Below are 20,214 nucleotides of genomic sequence, written 5' to 3'. Positions count from 1 at the left end.
TATGATTAAAACATAACAACATGTTGTCATGTTACGGCGTTAATAAATTTAGTTTTAAAGGCGGTATACCCAATGGAAAAAGAAAGCTGCATTGTACTCAAGCATATGGATAAAAGCTTTGGAAAGCACCAGATTTTAAAGGACATTAATATAGAAGTACCCTATGGAGATATTTATGGCATGTTGGGTCCTTCCGGCTGCGGAAAGACAACTACTGTAAAAATCATTGCCGGAATCTCAGAAGCGACCTCCGGCGAAGTTCTGCTCTTAAATAAAAGAATGCCGGATTTGGAGCTTATGAGGCAGGTGGGGTATATGGCACAATCAGATGCTCTTTACGGAGACTTGTCAGCCAGAGAAAATTTAGTGTTCTTTGGGCAGCTATATGGAATAAAGGAGGCAGAGCTTAAGGAAAGGATAGAGGAGGTCATGGAAGTCGTCAATCTTTCCCAAAGTCTGGATACCTCTGTTTTAAATTTTTCGGGCGGGATGAAGAGGAGAGTGTCTTTAGCTATGACCATCCTGCACAGACCAAAGGTGCTTATTCTTGACGAACCAACGGTGGGAATAGATCCTTTGCTCAGAAAAAATATATGGAATGAATTATACCAGATGACGGAGAAAGGCACCACAATTCTGGTGACTACTCACGTTATGGATGAAGCCGAAAAATGCACCCATTTATCCATGATGAGGGAGGGGATGCTGTTGGCAAAGGGGACTCCTGCGGAGATACAGGAACAGGCAGGTGCGAAGAATCTTGAAGAAGCCTTCTTATATTTCAGCGGTGAAAGGGAGGAAGGGGAGGAGGTAAGGCTATGAAGGTAAGGGCTGTGGCTAAAAGAATTTTAATGCAGCTTAGAAATGACAAGCGTACGTTGGCTTTAACGCTGCTGGCACCTTTGCTGCTTCTTACTTTACTGTATTTTGTATTTGAAACAGCTGAAGATACCCTTCCCATTGGCATTATAAATGTCCCTCAGAAGTTCATCGAAGAATTGTACCAGAACAATGCTGTACCAATACGATGCCAGAGTCCGTCTGACATAGAAAAAGGGGAGGTCACGGCAGTTGTCACAATGGAAAGCGGACGAGTGCATGTCTGGATCGATGGAAGTAATTCATCAAAAGCAGGGAATGCAATGAAGGCCATTGAGGCTGCCGGAAAAGGAATGAATCAGAGACGTTCGGATTTAATACCGGATGTAACGTATGTTTACGGGGCGGAAGACATGTCCTTATTTGATAGCTTTGCCTCTATACTAATGGGGCTTTTAGTATTTTTTTTCGTATTCTTGATTTCCGGTATTTCATTTTTAAAAGAACGGACCACGGGTACTCTTGAAAAGGTATTATCCACGCCTATAAAGAGGTGGGAGGTCGTCGCCGGATATGTGCTGGGATTTGGAACGGTAAATGTAGTACAGTCGGCGGTCATCTGTTTTTATCTGGTATATGTCCTGCGGGTCCTGATGGTAGGCTCTATATGGCTTGTGTTGCTTATTACTCTGGTGACCGCCATATCCGCACTGACGCTGGGAATCCTGATTTCTACAGCGGCCAATTCAGAATTTCAGATGATACAGTTCATTCCTCTAATCATTGTTCCCCAAGCCGTTTTTACAGGACTGTTTACCCTTCCTCCCGAACTGGAAGCGGTGGGGAGAGCTATGCCGCTTTATTATACGGCAGATGCTTTAAAGGCTGTTATGCTTAAAAATGCGGGATTTATGGATATACTGCCGGATTTGGGGATCCTTACTGCTTTATCGATTGTTTTCGCGATTATTAATACGAATTTGTTAAAACGATACAGAAATATATAAGGGAGGTTGGCTCATTATGATAAAATCCAAAAAGAAGATCATACCTGTTATAATAGTTTTATTGATTGGAATGGGTCTGTTTTATGTTTATGGAAAGGACAGCCGTGAATATACAGGCCAGGTGGAAGGGATCCTGGTATCGCATTGTTCGGAAGTATCGGGAAAAATCGTAAAGTGTCCCGTTGAGCTTGGAAGCCCGGTCAAAAAGGGAGATACGGTGGCGGTAGTAGATGATACAAATCAGAGATATGTAGTGGAACAGCTGGCATTAAATTTACAGAAGGCAAAATTAGCGGTCAATAACAGCAAGGTGGGAAAAGGCGGCATAGCAGATAATAATTACAGTGCAGCGAAAGCCAACTATGACAGTGCAGTGGCAGTCGAGACAAAAACAAAAGAAGATTACCATAAGGCGAAGGCTTTGTATGAACAGTCTGCTATTTCGCAGGATGCGCTGAACAGTGCAAAAGTAGCTTATGAAACAGCGGCAGGCGCAGTGGAAGATGCCAGTGCCAGAATGAAGAATGTATCCGACAGAACAGCAGGCAATTCCGCTGAAATTGATGTGGCTGTACTGGAGAGCCAGCTGAACCAGCAAACTGAAATATTAAAAAAATATACGATTACAGCGGGATGTGACGGCATAGTCATGAGTAAAAATTATGAAGAGGGAGATGTCATAGGCGCCGGATATAATATAGCGGATATTTCATCCTCCAAGGAGCGGTATGCTGTGATTTATTTCCCGGTGGATCAATTAGACCGGATTAAATACAATCAGAAGGCTGCGGTGAACCTGGGAGAGACTTCTATAGAAGGAAAAATAAAATATATAGACGTAAAGGCACAATATACGCCAAAAGAAATGCAAAGTGCGGCTAACCGCAACCAGGAAAGCATCAGAGTAAAAATCCTGCTTCCGGCAGAATGCAAAGTCAGCATTGGGCAGAGGGTAAAGGTGGCGTTATAGCTATAGAGGAGGAGAATATGGATTCTAAGAGAGTACAGGAAACGAAAGGAAAAATAAGAGATGCTTTTTTAGAGCTTTATAAACAAAAACGAATGGAAAAAATCAGTATAAAGGAGATCACCGATAAGGCTGGCATCAACAGGGGAACCTTTTACGTATATTACACGGATATATATGATCTGAAAGAAAAGGTTGAAGCGGAAGCCATTGAAAGAATAAGGGAACATGCTATCCCAGTTGTCAGAGGATTAATTCGCAGCCAGAAAATAGATATGAAACTGCTGCCTAAGGAATTTTTCTATGAAGAGCAATCGATACTGGAATTGTTTTTTGGTGAAAGTGCAGAAATAAACAGTGTAAATAAATTAAAAAAGATCATGCAGGATACGGTGACAGAAATGTTCGGACTGAAAAAAGATGTAGTCGATTGGGAAAAAAGCAGCCTGAAATATGCACTGGAATATGTATCAGCGGCACAGCTGGGAGTCATAGGGTACTGGTTTAGACATAAGATGGAGCTTCCTATGGAGGAATTGGGAAAGAGATTGGAAGAAATTAATTTGACCGGCTGCATAACGTATATGATTAAAGAGTTAAAAGTTCAAGAGGATAGAGAGAAAAAACCGGTATAAAAAATAAAGGACAAACTGATAAAAGGAGCCAGGGGCAGAACCAGCGGAAGATTTCTCTCCTTTTTTAAGGTAAGCCCCAAAATCAGCAAAACAGAAAACAGTCCGCTTAGAAGACTGCTGAGGATATATACAGAAAAAACGTCTGTACCACCCATAAAAAAGCCTAGAGCAGACAGGAGCTTGATGTCTCCGAAGCCAATATACTCCTGATTTCGCAGCAGGACACCGATCGTGAGCAGGAATATAAAGGGCAGTGCTCCGGAAAGGAGACCCTCCAATTTATACCATATGTTTGGGGAGTCCGAATATAGGATACCCAGCAAGAAAATCAAGATAATATGCTGATCCGGTATGATTCTATAAAGATTGTCCGATAAACAGATGTGAGCCAGAAGCAATATCATAAGAAGTTCTGTTAAGGTGTTCAGCGGGGTATGCGTTTCATGGAAAAACAGAAACAGGCTGAAGGAGGTAAACAAAAATACCGGGAAGAAATACATAGAAAAGGATAAAGGCGTTTTCTCCGGCTGGATTATAAGATCAGCATCATAATCGCACAGCCAGGAATACGGAATGCAATCGAAGCTGTAAACGATAGTGAGGGAATAAAGTGCGCTGGCAAAAAAAAGAAACAACATAAAAAGCCTCCTTCCAATATATGTAATATCATAGATGAATTTACATATATTGTCAAGCGGCTTTTGTTTTTTAGTCTATTCCACGGGATCTTATCTCTTCGCTATGGGAACATATTCCAAATAAGGCTGTACTCCGTTGTAGGCCGGACGCATCAGACGTCTGCCCGTAATGATTTCCTCCAGCCTGTGAGCGCACCATCCGGAAAGTCTGGCGGTGGCAAACAGAGGGGTTGCGATGTCTACCGGAATGTTTAAAGCTCTGTACACAAAACCGGAATAGAGGTCCACATTAGCCGGCATAGGCTTGTCGATGCCCTTGACCTCTTTATACAGGGAGGCTCCGCGGTTTTCTATAAATTCATACAGGTGAAAGGAATCCTCCAATCCTTTGCTTTCAGCCAGCTTTCTTGCCATGCTTTTCAGCAGAGTGGCTCTTGGATCGGAAATGGTGTAAATCGCGTGACCCAGTCCGTAAATTAATCCGCTCCTGTCATTGGCGTCTCCTTTTAGAACCTTTACCAGATAATCCTCCACCTGAGCCTCGTTGGTAATATCCTTCACGTGATGAACCAAATCGTGCATCATATTGATAACAGCAATATTGGCTCCCCCGTGCCGAGGACCTTTTAAGGAGCCTACAGCTGCGGAAATAGCCGAATATGTATCCGTACCGGAAGAGGAGACCAGGTGAGTCGTGAAGGTGGAATTATTACCGCCTCCATGCTCTGCATGCAATATCAGAGACAAATCCAGCAGTTTTGCTTCAATATCGGTGTATTCGCCCGTGGGGCGAATCATTCGTAAAATGTTTTCTGCCGTACTCAACTCCGGAATTGGATTGTGCAAATGCAGGCTTTCATTATCAAAGGAAGAACGCTTTGCCTGAAAACCATATGCGATCAGTGCCGGAAAATGTCCGATAAGGGATATGGATTGGCGCAGTACGTTTTCTATGGAGGTATCGTCCGGGTTGTCATCATAGGAATACATGGCTAAAACACTTCTGGCCAGCTTGTTCATAATGCTTTTGGAAGGTGCCGTCAAAATCATGTCTCTGGCGAAGCCCTTTGGAAGCTCTCGTTTAGCTCCCAGCAGCTTGGTAAATTCGGATAATTCCTCCTTGCTGGGAAGTTCTCCGAATAGAAGGAGGTATGTTACTTCCTCAAATCCAAAACGGTTCTCTTTTACACAGTTATTAAAAAGATCTTCCACATCGTAGCCCCGGTAATACAGCTTCCCGTCAATGGCAATCTTGTTTCCCTGTTCGTCAAAATCATATCCGATTACGTCCCCCACCTTAGTGAGCCCCACAATAACTCCGGTTCCATTGGCGTTGCGGAGTCCTCTTTTTACATCCTTTTCAATGTATAAAGAATCCGGGATTATATCGGTCTTGCTTAAAATTTTTGCTTTACTCCTGTAAAAAGCCTTTTCCTCTGATAACTTGTCGATTAATCGATCGTTTTCCGCAGTAAAAGCCTCATAGTTGTCACCCATAATCATCACCTCAATCTATTTTATGTTTGGAATACTCCAAAATGTATAACCGTATACAATTATATTTTTAATAAAATCGATATCACAAAAATATCGATTCAACTTGCCAAAACAAAAAATTTATACTTTTACAGTATATCATGATAAAAGGATAACAACAAGGGTATAAATAAAAATAATCACATCTGGACAATAAAAGTTGTGTGTGATATGATAAAATAAACAAATGTTCTTATATAACAAAAGAGGCAGATAAATGGGTGAATTTAAAATAGTTTCGGATTTTAAGCTGATGGGCGATCAGCCCCAGGCGGTGGAACGCCTTGCAGAGGGCATTTCTAAAGGTAAAAAACATCAGACTCTGCTTGGGGTGACGGGATCGGGAAAAACGTTTACAATTGCAAATCTTATTGAACGGGTTCAGAAACCTACACTGGTGATCTCCCACAATAAAACACTGGCAGCTCAGCTGCACGGTGAGTTCAAAGAGTTTTTTCCGAACAATGCGGTAGAATACTTTGTCAGCTACTATGATTATTATCAACCGGAGGCCTATGTGCCTTCTACGGATACGTACATTGAAAAGGATTCGGATATTAATGATGAAATAGAGAAACTGCGTCACTCTGCCACGGCGGCTCTCGCCGAGCGGAAGGACGTTATTATTGTTGCCAGCGTTTCCTGTATATATGGCTTGGGAAGTCCGTTTGATTATGAAAATCAAATGCTGTCCCTGAGACCGGGGATGGAAAAGAGCAGGCAGGATATATTAAGGAAGCTGGTGGATATTCAATATACCAGAAATGATATGAGCTTTACAAGGGGAACCTTCCGGGCAAGAGGAGACACGATAGACATCTATCCCGCCGGAGCGGAAAGTGCTGTTCGGGTAGAGCTTTTTGGCGATGAAATAGAGAGCATCAAGGAAATGAATCCGGTAACGGGAGAAATCCTGGGAATAAGAAACCATGTGGCCATATTTCCGGCGTCCCACTATGTTACCTCAAAGGAAAATATGGATCGGGCGCTGGTTACCATTGAAGAGGAATTAAAGGATCGGGTGACCTGGTTCAAGGATCGGGGAAAGCTTTTGGAAGCTCAGAGAATAGAGCAAAGGACCCACTACGATCTGGAAATGCTTAGAGAAGTGGGAAGCTGTAAGGGAATAGAGAACTATTCGAGACATATAAACGGACTGCCGGCGGGGAATCGGCCGTATACTTTAATCGACTATTTTCCGGAGGACTTCCTGATTGTAATAGATGAATCCCATGTTATGCTGCCCCAGCTTCACGCGATGTATGCCGGAGACCGTTCAAGAAAATCCTCCCTGGTGGAGTACGGGTTCAGGCTGCCTTCCGCTTTGGACAACAGGCCTCTTAAATTTGAAGAATTCGAGAACATGGTGAACCAGATCGTATACGTCAGTGCGACCCCGGCAAAATACGAGCTGGAGAACAGCGGAGGAATTTCGGCGGAACAGGTGATTCGTCCGACGGGTCTGTTGGATCCTAAAATCGAAATCCGAAAGACAGAAGGACAAATCGATGATCTGATAGGCGAAATTAATAAGGTGGCGGAGCAGGGAGAACGGGTATTTATCACCACTTTAACGAAAAAAATGTCGGAAAGTCTGACCGATTACCTGAAAAATGTGGGAATCCGGGTACGGTATCTGCATTCGGAAATTGATACACTGGAACGAATGGAAATCATACGGGACTTGAGATTGGGTGTTTTTGATGCGCTCGTGGGGATCAATCTGCTCCGAGAGGGACTGGATATTCCGGAGGTTTCGCTGGTGGTCATTTTAGATGCGGACAAGCAGGGATTTTTGAGAACAGAGACTTCCTTGATTCAGACCATAGGCCGTGCGGCAAGAAACGCACAGGGCCGGGTCATCATGTACGCAGACGGAATGAGCGACGCTATGAAAAAGGCGATTGAGGAAACTGAGAGAAGACGAGGTATTCAGCAGTCCTATAATGAAAAGCATGGCATTACACCAACTACTGTGAAAAAAGCGGTACGGGATGTAATCGAAGCCACAAAAGTCGCAGAGGAAGAGATGGAATACTATGCGGGAAAGAGTCCGCTTGAATTGACCAAGAAAGAACTGACGGAATATATCAAGAAGCTTGAAAAAGAAATGAAGCAGGCTGCCGCCGATTTACAGTTTGAACGAGCGGCTCAGTTAAGAGACCAGATCTTTGAATATAAGTTGAAGCTTTAGTTAGAAAATCAAGGTATATCGTTCAATAGCGATACACCTGTTACACAAGGTTACAAATGGAGAAAAAATGGCAAACGAAATTATTATAAAAGGTGCCAGTGAGCACAATTTAAAAAATATAGATATTACGATACCAAGAGATCAAATGGTGGTTCTTACAGGGCTCTCCGGTTCGGGAAAATCCTCCCTGGCCTTTGATACCATCTATGCGGAAGGGCAGAGACGATATGTGGAAAGCCTGTCCTCCTATGCCAGACAGTTTCTGGGTCAGATGGAAAAGCCGGATGTGGAGTATATCGAAGGACTCTCCCCCGCTATTTCTATCGACCAGAAGACCACCAGCAAGAATCCCCGTTCCACAGTAGGCACTGTCACAGAAATTCATGATTATCTGCGTCTGATGTATGCGAGGATAGGGATTCCTCATTGCCCGGTATGCGGGCGGGAAATCAAAAGCCAATCCGTAGACCAGATTGTGGACAGCCTAATGTTGTTAGACGATGGGACGAGAATTACAATCCTTGCGCCTGTTATCAGAGAGCGTAAGGGCGAGCATGAAAAGATCATAGAACGAATTCGGAAAGAAGGCTTCTCCCGAGCCAGAATCGACGGCGAACTGGTAAACATTACAGAAGAAGAAGTAAAACTGGAGAAAACCTTTAAACATACTATAGAAATCGTCGTAGACAGGATTATTATAAAGGAAGGTGCGGAAAGCAGGCTGGCCGAAGCTGTGGAACTTTCCATTTCTCACGGCAACGGTTTAGTTGTAACCCAGATTCAGAATAAGGAAACCGGAGAGGTGCACGACAAGATCTTTTCTACCAAGCTGGCTTGTCCCGAACACGGCGTCAGCATAGAAGAACTGGAACCGAGAATGTTTTCCTTTAACAGCCCCTTTGGTGCGTGTCCCGAATGTAACGGACTGGGATTCAATCAGAGGATCGATCCGGATCTGATCATTGAAAATCAGGACTTAAGTATTGCGGGCGGCTGCCTTGGCAATATTTTTGCGTCCATGGAAATAACCGGATTTTACAGGCAGATGATCGAAGCCCTGGCCGAAGAGCATGGTGTTGACTTGGATACGCCGTACAACAAGCTTCCGGCCAAGTTCAAGAAAGAACTTCTCTATGGTACAGGGAACAGGCATCTGAAATATTATTATAAGAGCAGAAACAATCAGTCGGAGTCTTACCGGGATCACCCCTTTGAAGGGGTCATTAACAACCTGGAACGCCGTTATCAGGAAACAAATTCGGAATTTATAAAGGACAAGATGCAGCAATATATGCGCATCACGCCTTGCGAGGCCTGTCACGGAAAGAGATTAAAGCCGGAAGTGCTGGCTGTTACTGTGGGAGGAAAAAATATTGCAGAGATTTCAGATATGCCTATCCGGGAAGCGGTAGCCTTTATGGAGGGCTTACAGCTCAGCGGGAAGGAAGAGAAGATTGCTCATCAGATCTTGAAGGAAATTAAATCAAGACTGGGCTTCCTGATCGATGTGGGCTTAGACTATCTCACTTTGTCCAGAGCCTCCGGAACTTTATCGGGAGGGGAATCTCAGCGAATCCGCCTTGCCACGCAAATCGGCTCCAGCCTGGTGGGGGTGCTGTATATCTTGGATGAGCCGAGCATCGGCCTTCACCAGAAAGATAATGAAAAGCTGCTAAAGACCCTGAGACATCTGACGGATATAGGAAACACGCTGCTGATAGTAGAACATGACGAGGATACCATGTATGCGGCGGATCATATCGTGGATATCGGACCGGGTGCCGGTATTCATGGAGGAGAAGTGGTTGCACAGGGGACGGTAGAGGACATCAAGAAGTGCAAACGATCCTTAACGGGACAATATTTGTCGGGAACGAAGGTTATAAAAGTGCCGGAAGAAAGGCGGCCGGGCAACGGGCAGTCCGTGAAAATAATCGGGGCAAGGGAAAATAACCTGAAAAATGTGGACGTAGAGATTCCGCTGGGCAAGCTGGTATGTGTGACCGGTGTGTCCGGATCGGGCAAAAGCAGTCTGGTCAACGAAATTTTATACAAAGGGCTGGCACAGAAAATCAACCGATCCAAAGAACGACCCGGAGCGTATGATAAGATCCTGGGACTGGAGAATATTGACAAGATCATCGACATCAATCAGTCTCCTATCGGAAGAACACCGAGATCTAATCCGGCAACGTATACGGGCGTGTTTACTCCTATTCGAGATTTATTTGCTCAGCTGCCGGAATCCAAGGTCAGAGGCTACGAGAAGGGAAGATTCAGCTTTAATGTGAAAGGCGGAAGGTGTGAAGCCTGCAGCGGAGACGGCATCATAAAGATTGAGATGCATTTTCTTCCGGATGTATATGTTCCTTGTGAGGTATGCAAGGGAAAGCGTTACAACCGAGAAACGCTGGAAGTGAAGTATAAGGGAAAAAGCATATACGATGTGCTGGATATGAATGTATCCGAAGCAGCTGAATTCTTTAAAAATATTCCGACGATCGCAAGACAGATGGAAACGCTTGAAGAGGTAGGCCTCGGTTATATCAAATTAGGGCAGCCTTCCACCCAGCTTTCGGGCGGAGAAGCTCAGAGAATAAAACTGGCGTCGGAGCTTTCCAAAAGAAGTACGGGAAAAACCATGTATATTCTCGACGAACCGACCACCGGACTGCATTTTGCCGACGTGGATAAGCTGATTCAGGTGCTGGAAAAATTAGTGGATGCGGGAAATACGGTGGTCGTCATTGAACACAACCTTGAAGTCATTAAAATGGCGGATCATATTATCGATCTGGGGCCTGACGGAGGAAACAGAGGCGGAACGATCATAGGAACCGGCACGCCGGAACAAATTGCGGAAAATCCCAATTCATACACAGGTGAATTCCTGAAAAAGCTGTTATAGGCTGATTTTGAATAAATTCAGTCTTTACACCTGACGTGATAGGTGGCATAATGGAAAATAACAGAAAACGATGTATAGGGAATATACATGAATATAAAGTAAACGGAGGATAAATCCAATGACAAAGAGTCTTAATTTGACCATGTTGACTGATTTCTATGAAATCACTATGGCCAACGGCTATTTTGAAACCGATATGGCAAATGACATTGCATACTTTGACATGTTTTTCAGAAAGATACCGGATGGCGGGGGCTTTGCGATTATGGCAGGCTTGGAGCAGGTCATCGACTATCTGAACGATTTGTCTTTCTCGGATAAAGATATCGATTATTTGAGAAGTAAAAAGATGTTCAGTGAAGAATTTTTGGAATACCTGAAAGCATTTAAGTTTACCTGTGATGTCTGGGCTGTCCCGGAAGGAACCCCTATCTTTCCGGGTGAGCCGCTGGTGACTGTACGAGGTCCGCTTATGCAGGCTCAGTTTGTGGAAACGATGATCTTGCTTCTGATAAATCATCAGAGCTTAATAGCGACGAAAGCCAGCCGGATCGTGCGGGCTGCCAAGGGACGGGGCGTCATGGAGTTTGGAACCAGAAGGGCACACGGGGCTTCTGCGGCAGTTCTGGGCTCCAGAGCAGCCTATATCGGAGGCTGCATGGGAACGGCCTGTGCTATTTCTGAAAGAGATTACGGAATTTTGGCTCTTGGAACCATGGCCCACAGCTGGGTGCAAATGTTTGACGACGAATATCAGGCCTTTAAAAAGTATGCGGAGATTTATCCCAATAATTGCGTGCTTCTGGTGGACACATACAATGTGCTCAAATCCGGTGTGCCAAATGCCATTCGGGTCTTCAAGGAAATGAAACCTGAAAAGATGGGAATTCGTATAGACAGCGGAGATGTGACGTACCTGACCAAGCGGGCAAGAGCCATGCTGGACGAAGCGGGCTTGCAGGAATGCAGTATCGTCGTATCCAATTCTCTGGATGAATTCATCATACGGGATGTGATACTGGAAGGTGCCTGCATTGACTCCTTCGGCGTGGGCGAACGGCTGATTACCTCCAGATCCGAACCGGTATTTGGGGGAGTATACAAGCTTTCGGCTCTGGAAAAAGACGGAGAAATGATCCCTAAAATTAAAATCAGCGAAAATGTGGAGAAGATTACCAATCCCGGGTTCAAGACGGTGTACAGATTGTTTGATAAGGATACCAACAAGGTGATTGCGGATGTCATTACGCTGGATGGGGAGGTCATTCCGGAGGACGAGCCTTACGAAATTTTTGATCCGCAGGCTGTATGGAAACGAAAGACTATTTATAATTTTTATGCCAAGAATTTGAGAGTTCCCATCTTTAAAGCGGGTAAGTGCGTTTATAACAGTCCGTCCATTGATGAGATCAAGGAATATTGCCAGCAACAAATTGGAACCTTGTGGGATGAATTGCTCCGATTTGAAAACCCCCAGATATATTACGTAGATTTATCTCCGAAATTATGGCAGACAAAGCATAAGCTGATTGAGGAGCATCAGAATTTTTAAAAACCTTATATGGGACAGAAGCTAAAGACCAAATGCGGAAGCGTTTGGTCTTTTTAAATCCTTTTTTTCACAAGTTCTTCACTTGTTCTTTTGATTCATTTCACATAACAATTCCATATATTACACATTGCTCAGGCATAATAAGAGCATAGTTCATGGGAAATATTACAGAGGCCATGCGTGGGAGCAGAAAGGAGAAAAATTATGGCTAAAGAAGTTTTTAACAGATTTGAAAAGAAATATTTTGTGACCGAAGAACAGATGCCAAGGGTACTGGAGGAAATTGAAAAGCACATGACTCCTGATAAAAATAATATAAATAGAAAGTTATATTCCATTTCTAATATTTATTTTGATACAGCAGATGATTATTTGATACGGAAATCCTTATCCAAGCCGGTATATAAAGAGAAGATCCGGCTCAGGGCGTATGGAGTACCGGAGAAAGAGGATATTGTTTTCTTAGAGATCAAGAAAAAGGTGGATGGACTTGTCAATAAGAGAAGAACCAAAATGGCACTTGAAGATGCGTTCCGGTTCATTGAAAACGGCGGGAAGATTGCGGTGGAAGACTATATGAATCCGCAAGTCTTAAAGGAATTATCTTATATGGTCGGGCAGTATAAGCTGTATCCAAAGGTGCTGATTGCGTATGACCGCATGGCTTATTTTGAGAAAGGAAACAAGGATTTAAGAATATCCTTTGACACCAATATCCGGTCAAGGCGGGATAATGTGAGGCTGGAAGCAGGAAATTACGGAACACCGCTGCTTCAGCCGGGACTGTGGCTGATGGAGATAAAGACCTCAAAAGCGATGCCCCTCTGGTTGACCAATCTGCTTGCCAGGGAGCAGATCAGAAAAATGAGTTTTTCAAAATACGGTACAGAATTTAAAAATTTTATAAACAGCAGAGAAGATAGGAGGGTTATTTATGCTTGATTCCATTACACAAAACTTAACAGCAGTGACCTCAAGCACGGAAGTCAGCAATACGGAGGTCGTTCTGGCGATGATTGTCGCTTTGGGACTAGGTATTATCATTGCAGCTACATATTTAATATCCAATAAACACGCATTAAATCGAGGCGGGTTTTCCCTGACCCTGATTATGCTTCCCATTATTTTAGCCGTCATCATCCTGTTCGTAGGAAGCAATGTGGCACGAGCCTTTTCACTGGCAGGAGTCCTGTCCATTATCCGGTTCAGAAGTGCTCCCGGTGAATCCAAGGATATCGGTTACATCTTTTTCGCTACAGCTACCGGAGTAGGCTGCGGGGTAGGTATGTATCTTGGAAGCAGTATATTTGTCGTATTCATGGCTCTTGTCCTGTTGATATTGGAAAGGCTGAGCCTTGGCGGAAAAGGGAAAGGCCGAAAATTAAAAGTCATCATACCGGAGGACTTGAACTATGAAAAAGTATTTGATGAGGTCTTTGAGAAATATACCAGCAGACATGCGCTGCAGAAGATAAAAACCACGGATTTGGGCTCTTTATATGAAGTAGATTATGAAGTGACTTTAAAACAAAGTACGCAGGAAAAAGAATTTATAGATGAGCTCAGAGTGAGAAATGGAAATTTAAATATTACGCTGACCATGCATGGAGAGTAAAAAGAAAGGATGTTTAACATGAAAACAGAAATGCTGAAAGAGGGTAAGAAAAAGGTAATCGTTGGAGCACTGGCCGGAGCCATGGTGTTTTCCAGCTTTGGGATCTCTGTATTGACGGCTGAGGCTGCAGATGTATCCGGTACGGACAGCAAGGTTGTTCTTTATGAAAAAGATACCCAGTTAGCCGCCATGGCCGCTAAGGCTGCCGAGACGAAAACGTATACGGATTACACGGCTGGTGACTACCAAAAAGTCACCTTGAACGGTGGCAGTATAACCTTTGACGGAACCGGGGCTGAGGTCAGCGGAAGCAATCTGCTGATTAACGCCGCAGGAACGTATGTAATCAGCGGAACGCTGAACAACGGCGCTATTATTGTGGACAGTGCGGATGAAGCCAATGTAACACTGGTTTTGAATAATGCCAATATTACCTGCAAGAACGGAGCGCCTATCTATGTAAAAAATTGCGGGAAAAATGTGATTATTTCACTGCCGAACGGAACAGCCAATACCGTTACGGACGGTTCAAGCTATACGTATGAATATGCGGCAAAAGAAACAGACAGCGAAACCGGTGAAGTTTCCACAGAACCGAGTGCGGCGATTTTTTCAAAGGATGACTTAAAAATAAACGGAAGCGGAACTCTGACGGTGAACGCCAATTACAACGACGGCATTACCGGAAAGGATGATGTGGAAATCACCGAAGCCACACTGGTCATCCAGGCAGCAGATGACGGCATTGTAGGAAAAGACAGTGTAGTAATCGGAAGCGGAAGCGTTACCATTAAAGCCGGGGGAGACGGAATCAAGTCGACCAATTCCGAGGACGCCACAAAGGGATATATTGCCATTGCAGACGGCGCCTTTAACATTACCAGCGGAAACGACGGAATTCAGGCAGAATCCATCCTGCTGACCTTGGGAGGCGACTATACCATCAAGACCGGAGAAGGGGCAGCTGCGGCTAAGGCTAAGACTTCACAAGACAATATGCGAATGCCGCAAGGCAACATGCAGATGCCGCAAGGAACGACTCAAGGTGGCATGCAGATGCCACAAGGAACAACTCAGAGCGGTATGCAGATGCCGCAGGGCGGATTTCAGGGAATGCAGCCCCCTCAGAACACATCCGATTCCGCTATTAGACCGGAAAGAATCAGACCGGATGCAGTAAGCGGGGCCACACAAAAGACAGGGCAAGATGCAGCCTCTTCCGGTACAAATAAAACCACAAAAGCAGCGATTACCGGTACGGCAACAACGGCAGCAGCTGTAACGGAAACCGAAACAGAAAGTGCAAAAGCACTGAAAGCGGGAACGAAAGTCGTTATTCAAGACGGAACCTTCAAAATAGACAGCGAGGATGACGCAATTCATTCCAATGATTCCGTAGCAGTGGCTTCCGGAGACTTTGAACTGGCAACCGGAGATGACGGGATTCATGCGGATAACACCTTAGATATTTACAGCGGAGATATTAACATTACAAAAAGCTATGAAGGCCTTGAAAGTACAGAAATGAATTTAAACGGAGGAACGATCCGAATTGTAGCAAGCGATGACGGCATCAATATTTCAGGCGGAAATGATAACTCCGGACTTAGAGGGGCGTGGGGAATGAATGCAACACAAACGGCATCCACGTCCACAGCAGCGGCTTCGGCGGCATCTACTTCGGAAGCCTCCTCCAAATTGACAATCAGCGGCGGCAAGATCAATGTGAATGCCGGCGGGGACGGAATTGATGTAAACGGTTCGGGATACATGACAGGCGGTACTGTAGCGGTAAGCGGACCTACGGACAATGGCAATGCAGGCCTGGATTATGACGGTGTGTTTGAAGTGACAGGCGGCACGCTGATCGTGGCCGGTTCATCGGGAATGGCACAGGCACCCAGCTCCGGAACGACAGTAAATACCATCGCCACGGCAGTTGCCACTCAGGCGGCGGGAACAGAGCTCAAACTGGTGAGCAGCTCCGGAACGACAGTGATGTCCTTCACTCCGGAAAAACAGTTCTCCCACATTGTTATAAGCTCCCCATTGATTCAAAAGGGATCAACCTATAAGCTTATGGCGGGAAGTACGGAACTGGCAAGCTTTACAGCAGATTCTATTGTAACAAACTTATCGGGAGATGGGTTCTCCGGCGGTATGATGAATCAGGGCGGACGTCAAAATATGCAGAATGGGCAAAATAATTAATAGTGTAATCTCCGTTAAGATGGTATATAATGTTAGTATATTATGAGATTAACAATATGGAGGTACGGAGATGGCTTTAATCACTTCGAAAGAAATGTTTGCAAAGGCTTTGACTCAGGATTATGCGGTTGGAGCATTTAATGTGAATAATATGGAAATCATACAGGGGATCGTAGATGCGGCCAAAGAGGAAAATGCACCGCTTATCCTTCAAGTTTCAGCAGGAGCAAGAAAATATGCACGACCTGCATATCTTTTAAAGCTCGTAGAAGCGGCTATGGAGGATTCCGGTTTAGACATCGTTTTGCATCTGGATCACGGGGAGGATTTTGATATTTGTAAAAAGTGCGTGGATGACGGATTTACTTCTGTAATGATTGACGGTTCCAAGCATGCCTTTGAAGAAAATATTGCACTGACCAAGCAGGTGGTGGAATATGCTCACAGCAAAGGGGCAGTTGTAGAAGCTGAACTTGGAAAATTGGCAGGAGTGGAAGATAATATAAAGGTAGATGCCCGTTCTGCCACTTTTACAGATCCGGACGAAGCCGCCGAATTTGTAGAAAGAACAGGAGTGGATTCTTTAGCGATCGCTATCGGAACCAGTCACGGAGCCTATAAATTTAAAGGTGAACCGTACCTGGATTTTGAAAGGCTTAAGCAGATTCATGAGCTGATTCCGGATATACCATTAGTACTGCACGGAGCGTCCACCGTTCTGCCGGAGTTTGTTGCCAAATGCAATGAATATGGAGGAAATATTCCGGGAGCGCAGGGCGTTCCGGAGGATATGATCAGAACGGCTGCCGGACACGGTATCTGTAAAGTAAACATTGATACGGATTTAAGGCTGGCTATGACGGCCGAAGTGAGGAAGCTCTTAATGGAAAAGCCCGAAGAGTTTGATCCGAGAAAATATCTTGGACCGGCCAGAGATGCAATCCAAAGAATGGTTCAGCATAAAATCAAGAATGTGCTGAATGCGTCCAACCAAAGATAATATATAAAGAGCGTACAACTTAAAACAGGGAAATTGCAAAGAGGATTCTTATAAGTAAGGATCCTCTTTATTTTCTATGAGCTGACTGTAATCACGGGAATCCGTGTCATCTGTTTCAGAAAATGAACCGGTAGGCATGTTATTTAGCATGTTGAGCATAGGGCCAATATTTTGAGCCATTTTCTGGAGGTTGCCTATTTTTTTAAAGCTTTCAATGACCGATTCAATCGTATCCAGATGTTCCTGAGGTTTACCATCCGGGAATAACGGCTTTACAGTATGTATGGAGTCTTCGATGGTGTGGGTTATATTGCCCTTTACAAACGGTTCGTGAGCCAGTTCATTTAAGTGGTTGATCCGGTCAAGGGAAACGACCGCATGATTCAGCTGATCTAAAAGTTTCTCTAACCCGAATGTATCAAAATGATTGGGAAAATGATTGTTCTCTTGATATAGAAGCATAAAAAGAACAAAGACAATAATTGGGTTCATAATATACCTCCGATGAACAAGTCTTTATTGTGATCAAAATCTTATGTATTATAATATGAAATAATAGCTTGCTTTGTGCATATAGTATAGAGAAAACCTTAATGACGGAGGGTATAATATGAGTATAGATGATAAAATGTTAATGGATCTGGCAAACCAAATCGGACTGGGAGGAAAAAACTCTCAAAAGACTTCAGATATGATTTCCGAGGCTACACAAAACTTTTCAGGAAAAAGCGATGACCAGCTTTTGCAGGAAATACTTAAATTGAAGCAAGTGCTGAAAAAAGACAGAAAAGCTTTTGACAAGCAGATGGAAATGATTAAATCCCTTAGACCGATGATGACTGCAGAGCAGAGAAAAAAGTTAGACGGACTTTTGAAAATGCTGGATGAATAAGAAAAAGAAGCTAAAAAAGTGGCTGCGCCACTTCCGCTTGGATAAAAAACAACCGCAGTAGCTGCGGTTGTTTTGATGTCAAAAATTATGCACCCGGCGAGGTCGTAATTTTTTTAATAACTTCCTCCGGAGTTGCATTGGCAGGAATAATGAAGTTTCCGGCTTTGATCGATGACGCCGCATTCATTTGCGTAACCAGAGTGTTAAATTGTTGAACGGAGTCGAACAGGCCTGCATCTACAAATTTTTGAGCGATCACAGTAGTGGACTCCCCATAATTGATGTATATGGAATAAAGCTCCACAGCAGAATCGCTGGTACCTTTACCGCCCACGGCACTGCCTGTGGATGCATTACCGGTCACTGCGCCTTCGCTGGTCGTGTCGTCTCCCACGGGAACGGCCAGCCCAAAGTTTGTGTTTTCCTGATTCTTCTGAGATTCGGCAGCTACCATGGACGGATATTCCATAATATGTCCAATACTGACCCAAATCACAATACCTGCAACGACGACGATACAAAATGCCGTCAATATATCACTAATATCATATAATATATCTTTAACCTTTCCCATAGATAAAGCCCCCTAAATAAAAGTGTAATAAAACATGCTATATAAATAATTTATCATATTTTGCAGAATAATAGTATACTTTATTTATTAAATTTTTGTTACGTTGTATATTTAATGGAGAATATGTTATAATGATTTCATGATTAAATTGGTAATAACAGATAATGAAGATAAACAGAGATTGGACAGGTTCCTGAAAAAATACTTAAAAAATGCACCGCTGAGTTATATCTATAAAATGATCCGAAAAGATATAAAAATTAATGGCAGGCGCGGCAGTGCGGAGACGGTTTTGAATCAGGGAGATGAACTGACTCTGTATATTCGTGAAGAGGATTTTGGCACTCTTACGAAAGCGAAAAAAGCACAAAAAGCAAAACGACAGTTCAATATTGCTTATGAGGATGAAAATATTATCGTAGTGGAGAAGCCCTTTGGTTTGCTTACTCACGGAGATTCCCACGAAAAGAAAAACCATCTGGCAAATCAGGTCATTTCTTATCTCATTGAGAAGGGGGATTACAGACCCGACCGAGAACGGACCTTCGTACCTTCTCCAGTAAATCGATTGGATAGAAACACCACTGGATTGGTTATGTTTGGAAAAAATAGTAAAGCCTTACAGACTCTTAATTTAATGATCCGGGAAAAAGGGTATGTGAGCAAATATTATCTGACGGTTGTATCCGGAGAATTAAAAGAAGAATTAGTCTTAAAGGACAAAATGGAGAAAGACAGCAGTAAAAATATGATTAAAGTGATGCCCATGGATGAAGACGGGGGTAAAGTCATGGAGACGATTGCCAGACCTCTGATTTCAAAAAATGGGTTTACTTTGGTTGAGGTTGAGCTTGTAACGGGTAGAACGCATCAGATACGGGCACATTTGGGCGGTGCGGGGTATCCGGTCATAGGTGATACAAAGTATGGGAATCCATCAGCAAACAGATGGATTGAAAAAAAGTTTGGATTGACAACACAGTTCCTTCACGCATATAAATTATCCTTTCATAAGGCAGAAGAGCCGCTCCAATATATGATAGGAAAAGAGATAGAAGGCAAGCTGCCGGAAAATCTGGAAAACATCAGACAAGAATTATTCGATTAGGGGGATTAGAAATGAAAGGATTCATTAAGGAAATAGTAATAGCGGTCATCATCGCATTTGTCATCATGCAGTTCATCAAACCGACCATCGTAAAGGAGTCGTCCATGCAGCCTACCCTGTATGAAAATAACTATATTTTATTAAATAAGCAGGCCTATCATTTCGGAGAGCCGAAAAGAGGGGACATTATTGTATTCCATACGGGGTTAAAGCTGGAAAACGGTAAAGAAAAAATGCTGATCAAAAGAGTCATCGGACTGCCCGGAGAGACTATTACCATTAAAGAAGGCAATGTTTATATTAATGATAAAATGTTAGATCAAAGTTTTACCAAAGATGGATATACAGACGGAGACATTGAAAATCTGAAGATTCCAGAGGGTGAGCTCTTTGTGATGGGAGATAACCGGCTCGTAAGTATTGACAGCAGGCTGGCCGAAGTAGGATGTGTAAAGATTGATGACGTGCTGGGGAAGGCTTTTGTAAGGCTGTATCCGTTCAATGAAATAAGAACGTTTTAAAGTCGGGGACGTTGTTTAAGAAAAACAAGCAGGCAGA

The 20,214-nt window shown here is 43.7% G+C and carries 18 protein-coding genes; 14 read left to right on the top strand and 4 right to left on the bottom strand.

Features of this window, described 5'->3' with window-relative positions; genetic code table 11:
* The first annotated feature begins 72 nt into the window (after positions 1 to 72).
* Genes EQM06_RS09880 through EQM06_RS09865 form a run of 4 tightly spaced genes read left to right on the top strand, consistent with a single transcriptional unit; the run spans position 73 to position 3,428 of the window.
* Positions 73 to 822, top strand: coding sequence for an ABC transporter ATP-binding protein (locus tag EQM06_RS09880; RefSeq protein ID WP_128746280.1), 750 nt, complete (start codon positions 73 to 75; stop codon positions 820 to 822).
* Positions 819 to 1,826 (top strand): ABC transporter permease, encoded by a 1,008-nt coding sequence (locus EQM06_RS09875; RefSeq protein WP_128746279.1) that lies wholly within the window; start codon positions 819 to 821, stop codon positions 1,824 to 1,826. The genes EQM06_RS09880 and EQM06_RS09875 overlap by 4 nt, the downstream gene beginning before the upstream one ends.
* 16 nt (positions 1,827 to 1,842) lie before the next feature.
* Positions 1,843 to 2,796, top strand: a complete 954-nt coding sequence (locus EQM06_RS09870) for an HlyD family secretion protein (RefSeq protein ID WP_128746278.1) — start codon at positions 1,843 to 1,845, stop codon at positions 2,794 to 2,796.
* 17 nt (positions 2,797 to 2,813) lie between these two features.
* On the top strand, positions 2,814 to 3,428 hold the full coding sequence (locus tag EQM06_RS09865; RefSeq protein WP_164914428.1) for a TetR/AcrR family transcriptional regulator: 615 nt from the start codon (positions 2,814 to 2,816) through the stop codon (positions 3,426 to 3,428).
* Here EQM06_RS09865 and EQM06_RS09860 read toward each other — a convergent pair.
* Both EQM06_RS09860 and EQM06_RS09855 read right to left on the bottom strand, forming a co-directional pair.
* A complete protein-coding gene (locus EQM06_RS09860; RefSeq protein ID WP_128746276.1) occupies positions 3,398 to 4,066 on the bottom strand; it encodes a prepilin peptidase in 669 nt (222 codons plus the stop codon). The two genes, EQM06_RS09865 and EQM06_RS09860, sit on opposite strands and share 31 nt — an antisense overlap.
* 90 nt (positions 4,067 to 4,156) lie before the next feature.
* Positions 4,157 to 5,563 carry a citrate/2-methylcitrate synthase gene (locus tag EQM06_RS09855; protein ID WP_128746275.1) on the bottom strand — a complete coding sequence of 469 codons (1,407 nt, stop codon included), beginning with the start codon at positions 5,561 to 5,563 and terminating at the stop codon, positions 4,157 to 4,159.
* Between the two features lie 256 nt (positions 5,564 to 5,819).
* Between EQM06_RS09855 and uvrB the strand changes: the two genes are divergently transcribed.
* The 7 genes from uvrB (at position 5,820) to fba (ending at position 17,082) form a co-directional block, all read left to right on the top strand.
* Positions 5,820 to 7,796 (top strand): excinuclease ABC subunit UvrB, encoded by a 1,977-nt coding sequence (gene uvrB / locus EQM06_RS09850; protein WP_128746274.1) that lies wholly within the window; start codon positions 5,820 to 5,822, stop codon positions 7,794 to 7,796.
* A 67-nt stretch (positions 7,797 to 7,863) separates the two neighbouring features.
* A complete protein-coding gene (gene uvrA / locus EQM06_RS09845) occupies positions 7,864 to 10,704 on the top strand; it encodes an excinuclease ABC subunit UvrA (protein ID WP_128746273.1) in 2,841 nt (946 codons plus the stop codon).
* A gap of 118 nt (positions 10,705 to 10,822) precedes the next feature.
* Complete coding sequence (locus EQM06_RS09840) at positions 10,823 to 12,256, top strand: nicotinate phosphoribosyltransferase (RefSeq protein WP_128746272.1); 1,434 nt, start codon at positions 10,823 to 10,825, stop codon at positions 12,254 to 12,256.
* 204 nt (positions 12,257 to 12,460) lie between these two features.
* A complete protein-coding gene (locus EQM06_RS09835) occupies positions 12,461 to 13,198 on the top strand; it encodes a polyphosphate polymerase domain-containing protein (RefSeq protein ID WP_128746271.1) in 738 nt (245 codons plus the stop codon).
* Positions 13,191 to 13,871, top strand: coding sequence for a DUF4956 domain-containing protein (locus EQM06_RS09830; RefSeq protein WP_128746270.1), 681 nt, complete (start codon positions 13,191 to 13,193; stop codon positions 13,869 to 13,871). Before EQM06_RS09835 ends, EQM06_RS09830 begins: the two co-directional genes overlap by 8 nt.
* An 18-nt stretch (positions 13,872 to 13,889) precedes the next feature.
* Positions 13,890 to 16,082 carry a carbohydrate-binding domain-containing protein gene (locus EQM06_RS09825; RefSeq protein WP_164914427.1) on the top strand — a complete coding sequence of 731 codons (2,193 nt, stop codon included), beginning with the start codon at positions 13,890 to 13,892 and terminating at the stop codon, positions 16,080 to 16,082.
* A 70-nt stretch (positions 16,083 to 16,152) separates the two neighbouring features.
* Positions 16,153 to 17,082: a class II fructose-1,6-bisphosphate aldolase gene (fba, locus tag EQM06_RS09820; protein WP_128746268.1), complete on the top strand. Its 930-nt coding sequence runs from the start codon at positions 16,153 to 16,155 to the stop codon at positions 17,080 to 17,082.
* Positions 17,083 to 17,130: 48 nt separating this feature from the next.
* Here fba and EQM06_RS09815 read toward each other — a convergent pair whose 3' ends face one another.
* Positions 17,131 to 17,574 carry a hypothetical protein gene (locus EQM06_RS09815; RefSeq protein ID WP_128746267.1) on the bottom strand — a complete coding sequence of 148 codons (444 nt, stop codon included), beginning with the start codon at positions 17,572 to 17,574 and terminating at the stop codon, positions 17,131 to 17,133.
* Between the two features lie 118 nt (positions 17,575 to 17,692).
* On the opposite strand from EQM06_RS09815, the gene EQM06_RS09810 reads away from it, so the two are divergent.
* Complete coding sequence (locus tag EQM06_RS09810; RefSeq protein ID WP_128746266.1) at positions 17,693 to 17,974, top strand: hypothetical protein; 282 nt, start codon at positions 17,693 to 17,695, stop codon at positions 17,972 to 17,974.
* An 85-nt stretch (positions 17,975 to 18,059) separates the two neighbouring features.
* Here EQM06_RS09810 and EQM06_RS09805 read toward each other — a convergent pair whose 3' ends face one another.
* Complete coding sequence (locus tag EQM06_RS09805) at positions 18,060 to 18,548, bottom strand: hypothetical protein (protein WP_128746265.1); 489 nt, start codon at positions 18,546 to 18,548, stop codon at positions 18,060 to 18,062.
* A 139-nt stretch (positions 18,549 to 18,687) separates the two neighbouring features.
* On the opposite strand from EQM06_RS09805, the gene EQM06_RS09800 reads away from it, so the two are divergent.
* The gene (locus tag EQM06_RS09800; RefSeq protein ID WP_128746264.1) at positions 18,688 to 19,656 is read left to right on the top strand and encodes an RluA family pseudouridine synthase; all 969 of its coding nucleotides are present in this window, start codon (positions 18,688 to 18,690) and stop codon (positions 19,654 to 19,656) included.
* Positions 19,657 to 19,667: 11 nt separating this feature from the next.
* Complete coding sequence (lepB, locus tag EQM06_RS09795; RefSeq protein WP_128746263.1) at positions 19,668 to 20,177, top strand: signal peptidase I; 510 nt, start codon at positions 19,668 to 19,670, stop codon at positions 20,175 to 20,177.
* The last annotated feature ends 37 nt before the right edge of the window (positions 20,178 to 20,214 follow it).

Source organism: Aminipila luticellarii (assembly GCF_004103735.1).
Lineage (GTDB): Bacteria > Bacillota > Clostridia > Peptostreptococcales > Anaerovoracaceae > Aminipila > Aminipila luticellarii.
Note: the sequence above shows the minus strand (reverse complement) of the source record. Positions and strands in the feature narration are given on the sequence as shown.

What these genes read in the sequence shown, in the direction of transcription:
- EQM06_RS09880 (WP_128746280.1), top strand. Translation starts at nt 73, where the DNA reads ATGGAAAAAGAAAGCTGCATTGTACTCAAGCATATGGATAAAAGCTTT.
- EQM06_RS09875 (WP_128746279.1), top strand. Translation starts at nt 819, where the DNA reads ATGAAGGTAAGGGCTGTGGCTAAAAGAATTTTAATGCAGCTTAGAAAT.
- EQM06_RS09870 (WP_128746278.1), top strand. Translation starts at nt 1,843, where the DNA reads ATGATAAAATCCAAAAAGAAGATCATACCTGTTATAATAGTTTTATTG.
- EQM06_RS09865 (WP_164914428.1), top strand. Translation starts at nt 2,814, where the DNA reads ATGGATTCTAAGAGAGTACAGGAAACGAAAGGAAAAATAAGAGATGCT.
- EQM06_RS09860 (WP_128746276.1), bottom strand. Translation starts at nt 4,066, where the DNA reads ATGTTGTTTCTTTTTTTTGCCAGCGCACTTTATTCCCTCACTATCGTT.
- EQM06_RS09855 (WP_128746275.1), bottom strand. Translation starts at nt 5,563, where the DNA reads ATGGGTGACAACTATGAGGCTTTTACTGCGGAAAACGATCGATTAATC.
- uvrB (WP_128746274.1), top strand. Translation starts at nt 5,820, where the DNA reads ATGGGTGAATTTAAAATAGTTTCGGATTTTAAGCTGATGGGCGATCAG.
- uvrA (WP_128746273.1), top strand. Translation starts at nt 7,864, where the DNA reads ATGGCAAACGAAATTATTATAAAAGGTGCCAGTGAGCACAATTTAAAA.
- EQM06_RS09840 (WP_128746272.1), top strand. Translation starts at nt 10,823, where the DNA reads ATGACAAAGAGTCTTAATTTGACCATGTTGACTGATTTCTATGAAATC.
- EQM06_RS09835 (WP_128746271.1), top strand. Translation starts at nt 12,461, where the DNA reads ATGGCTAAAGAAGTTTTTAACAGATTTGAAAAGAAATATTTTGTGACC.
- EQM06_RS09830 (WP_128746270.1), top strand. Translation starts at nt 13,191, where the DNA reads ATGCTTGATTCCATTACACAAAACTTAACAGCAGTGACCTCAAGCACG.
- EQM06_RS09825 (WP_164914427.1), top strand. Translation starts at nt 13,890, where the DNA reads ATGAAAACAGAAATGCTGAAAGAGGGTAAGAAAAAGGTAATCGTTGGA.
- fba (WP_128746268.1), top strand. Translation starts at nt 16,153, where the DNA reads ATGGCTTTAATCACTTCGAAAGAAATGTTTGCAAAGGCTTTGACTCAG.
- EQM06_RS09815 (WP_128746267.1), bottom strand. Translation starts at nt 17,574, where the DNA reads ATGAACCCAATTATTGTCTTTGTTCTTTTTATGCTTCTATATCAAGAG.
- EQM06_RS09810 (WP_128746266.1), top strand. Translation starts at nt 17,693, where the DNA reads ATGAGTATAGATGATAAAATGTTAATGGATCTGGCAAACCAAATCGGA.
- EQM06_RS09805 (WP_128746265.1), bottom strand. Translation starts at nt 18,548, where the DNA reads ATGGGAAAGGTTAAAGATATATTATATGATATTAGTGATATATTGACG.
- EQM06_RS09800 (WP_128746264.1), top strand. Translation starts at nt 18,688, where the DNA reads ATGATTAAATTGGTAATAACAGATAATGAAGATAAACAGAGATTGGAC.
- lepB (WP_128746263.1), top strand. Translation starts at nt 19,668, where the DNA reads ATGAAAGGATTCATTAAGGAAATAGTAATAGCGGTCATCATCGCATTT.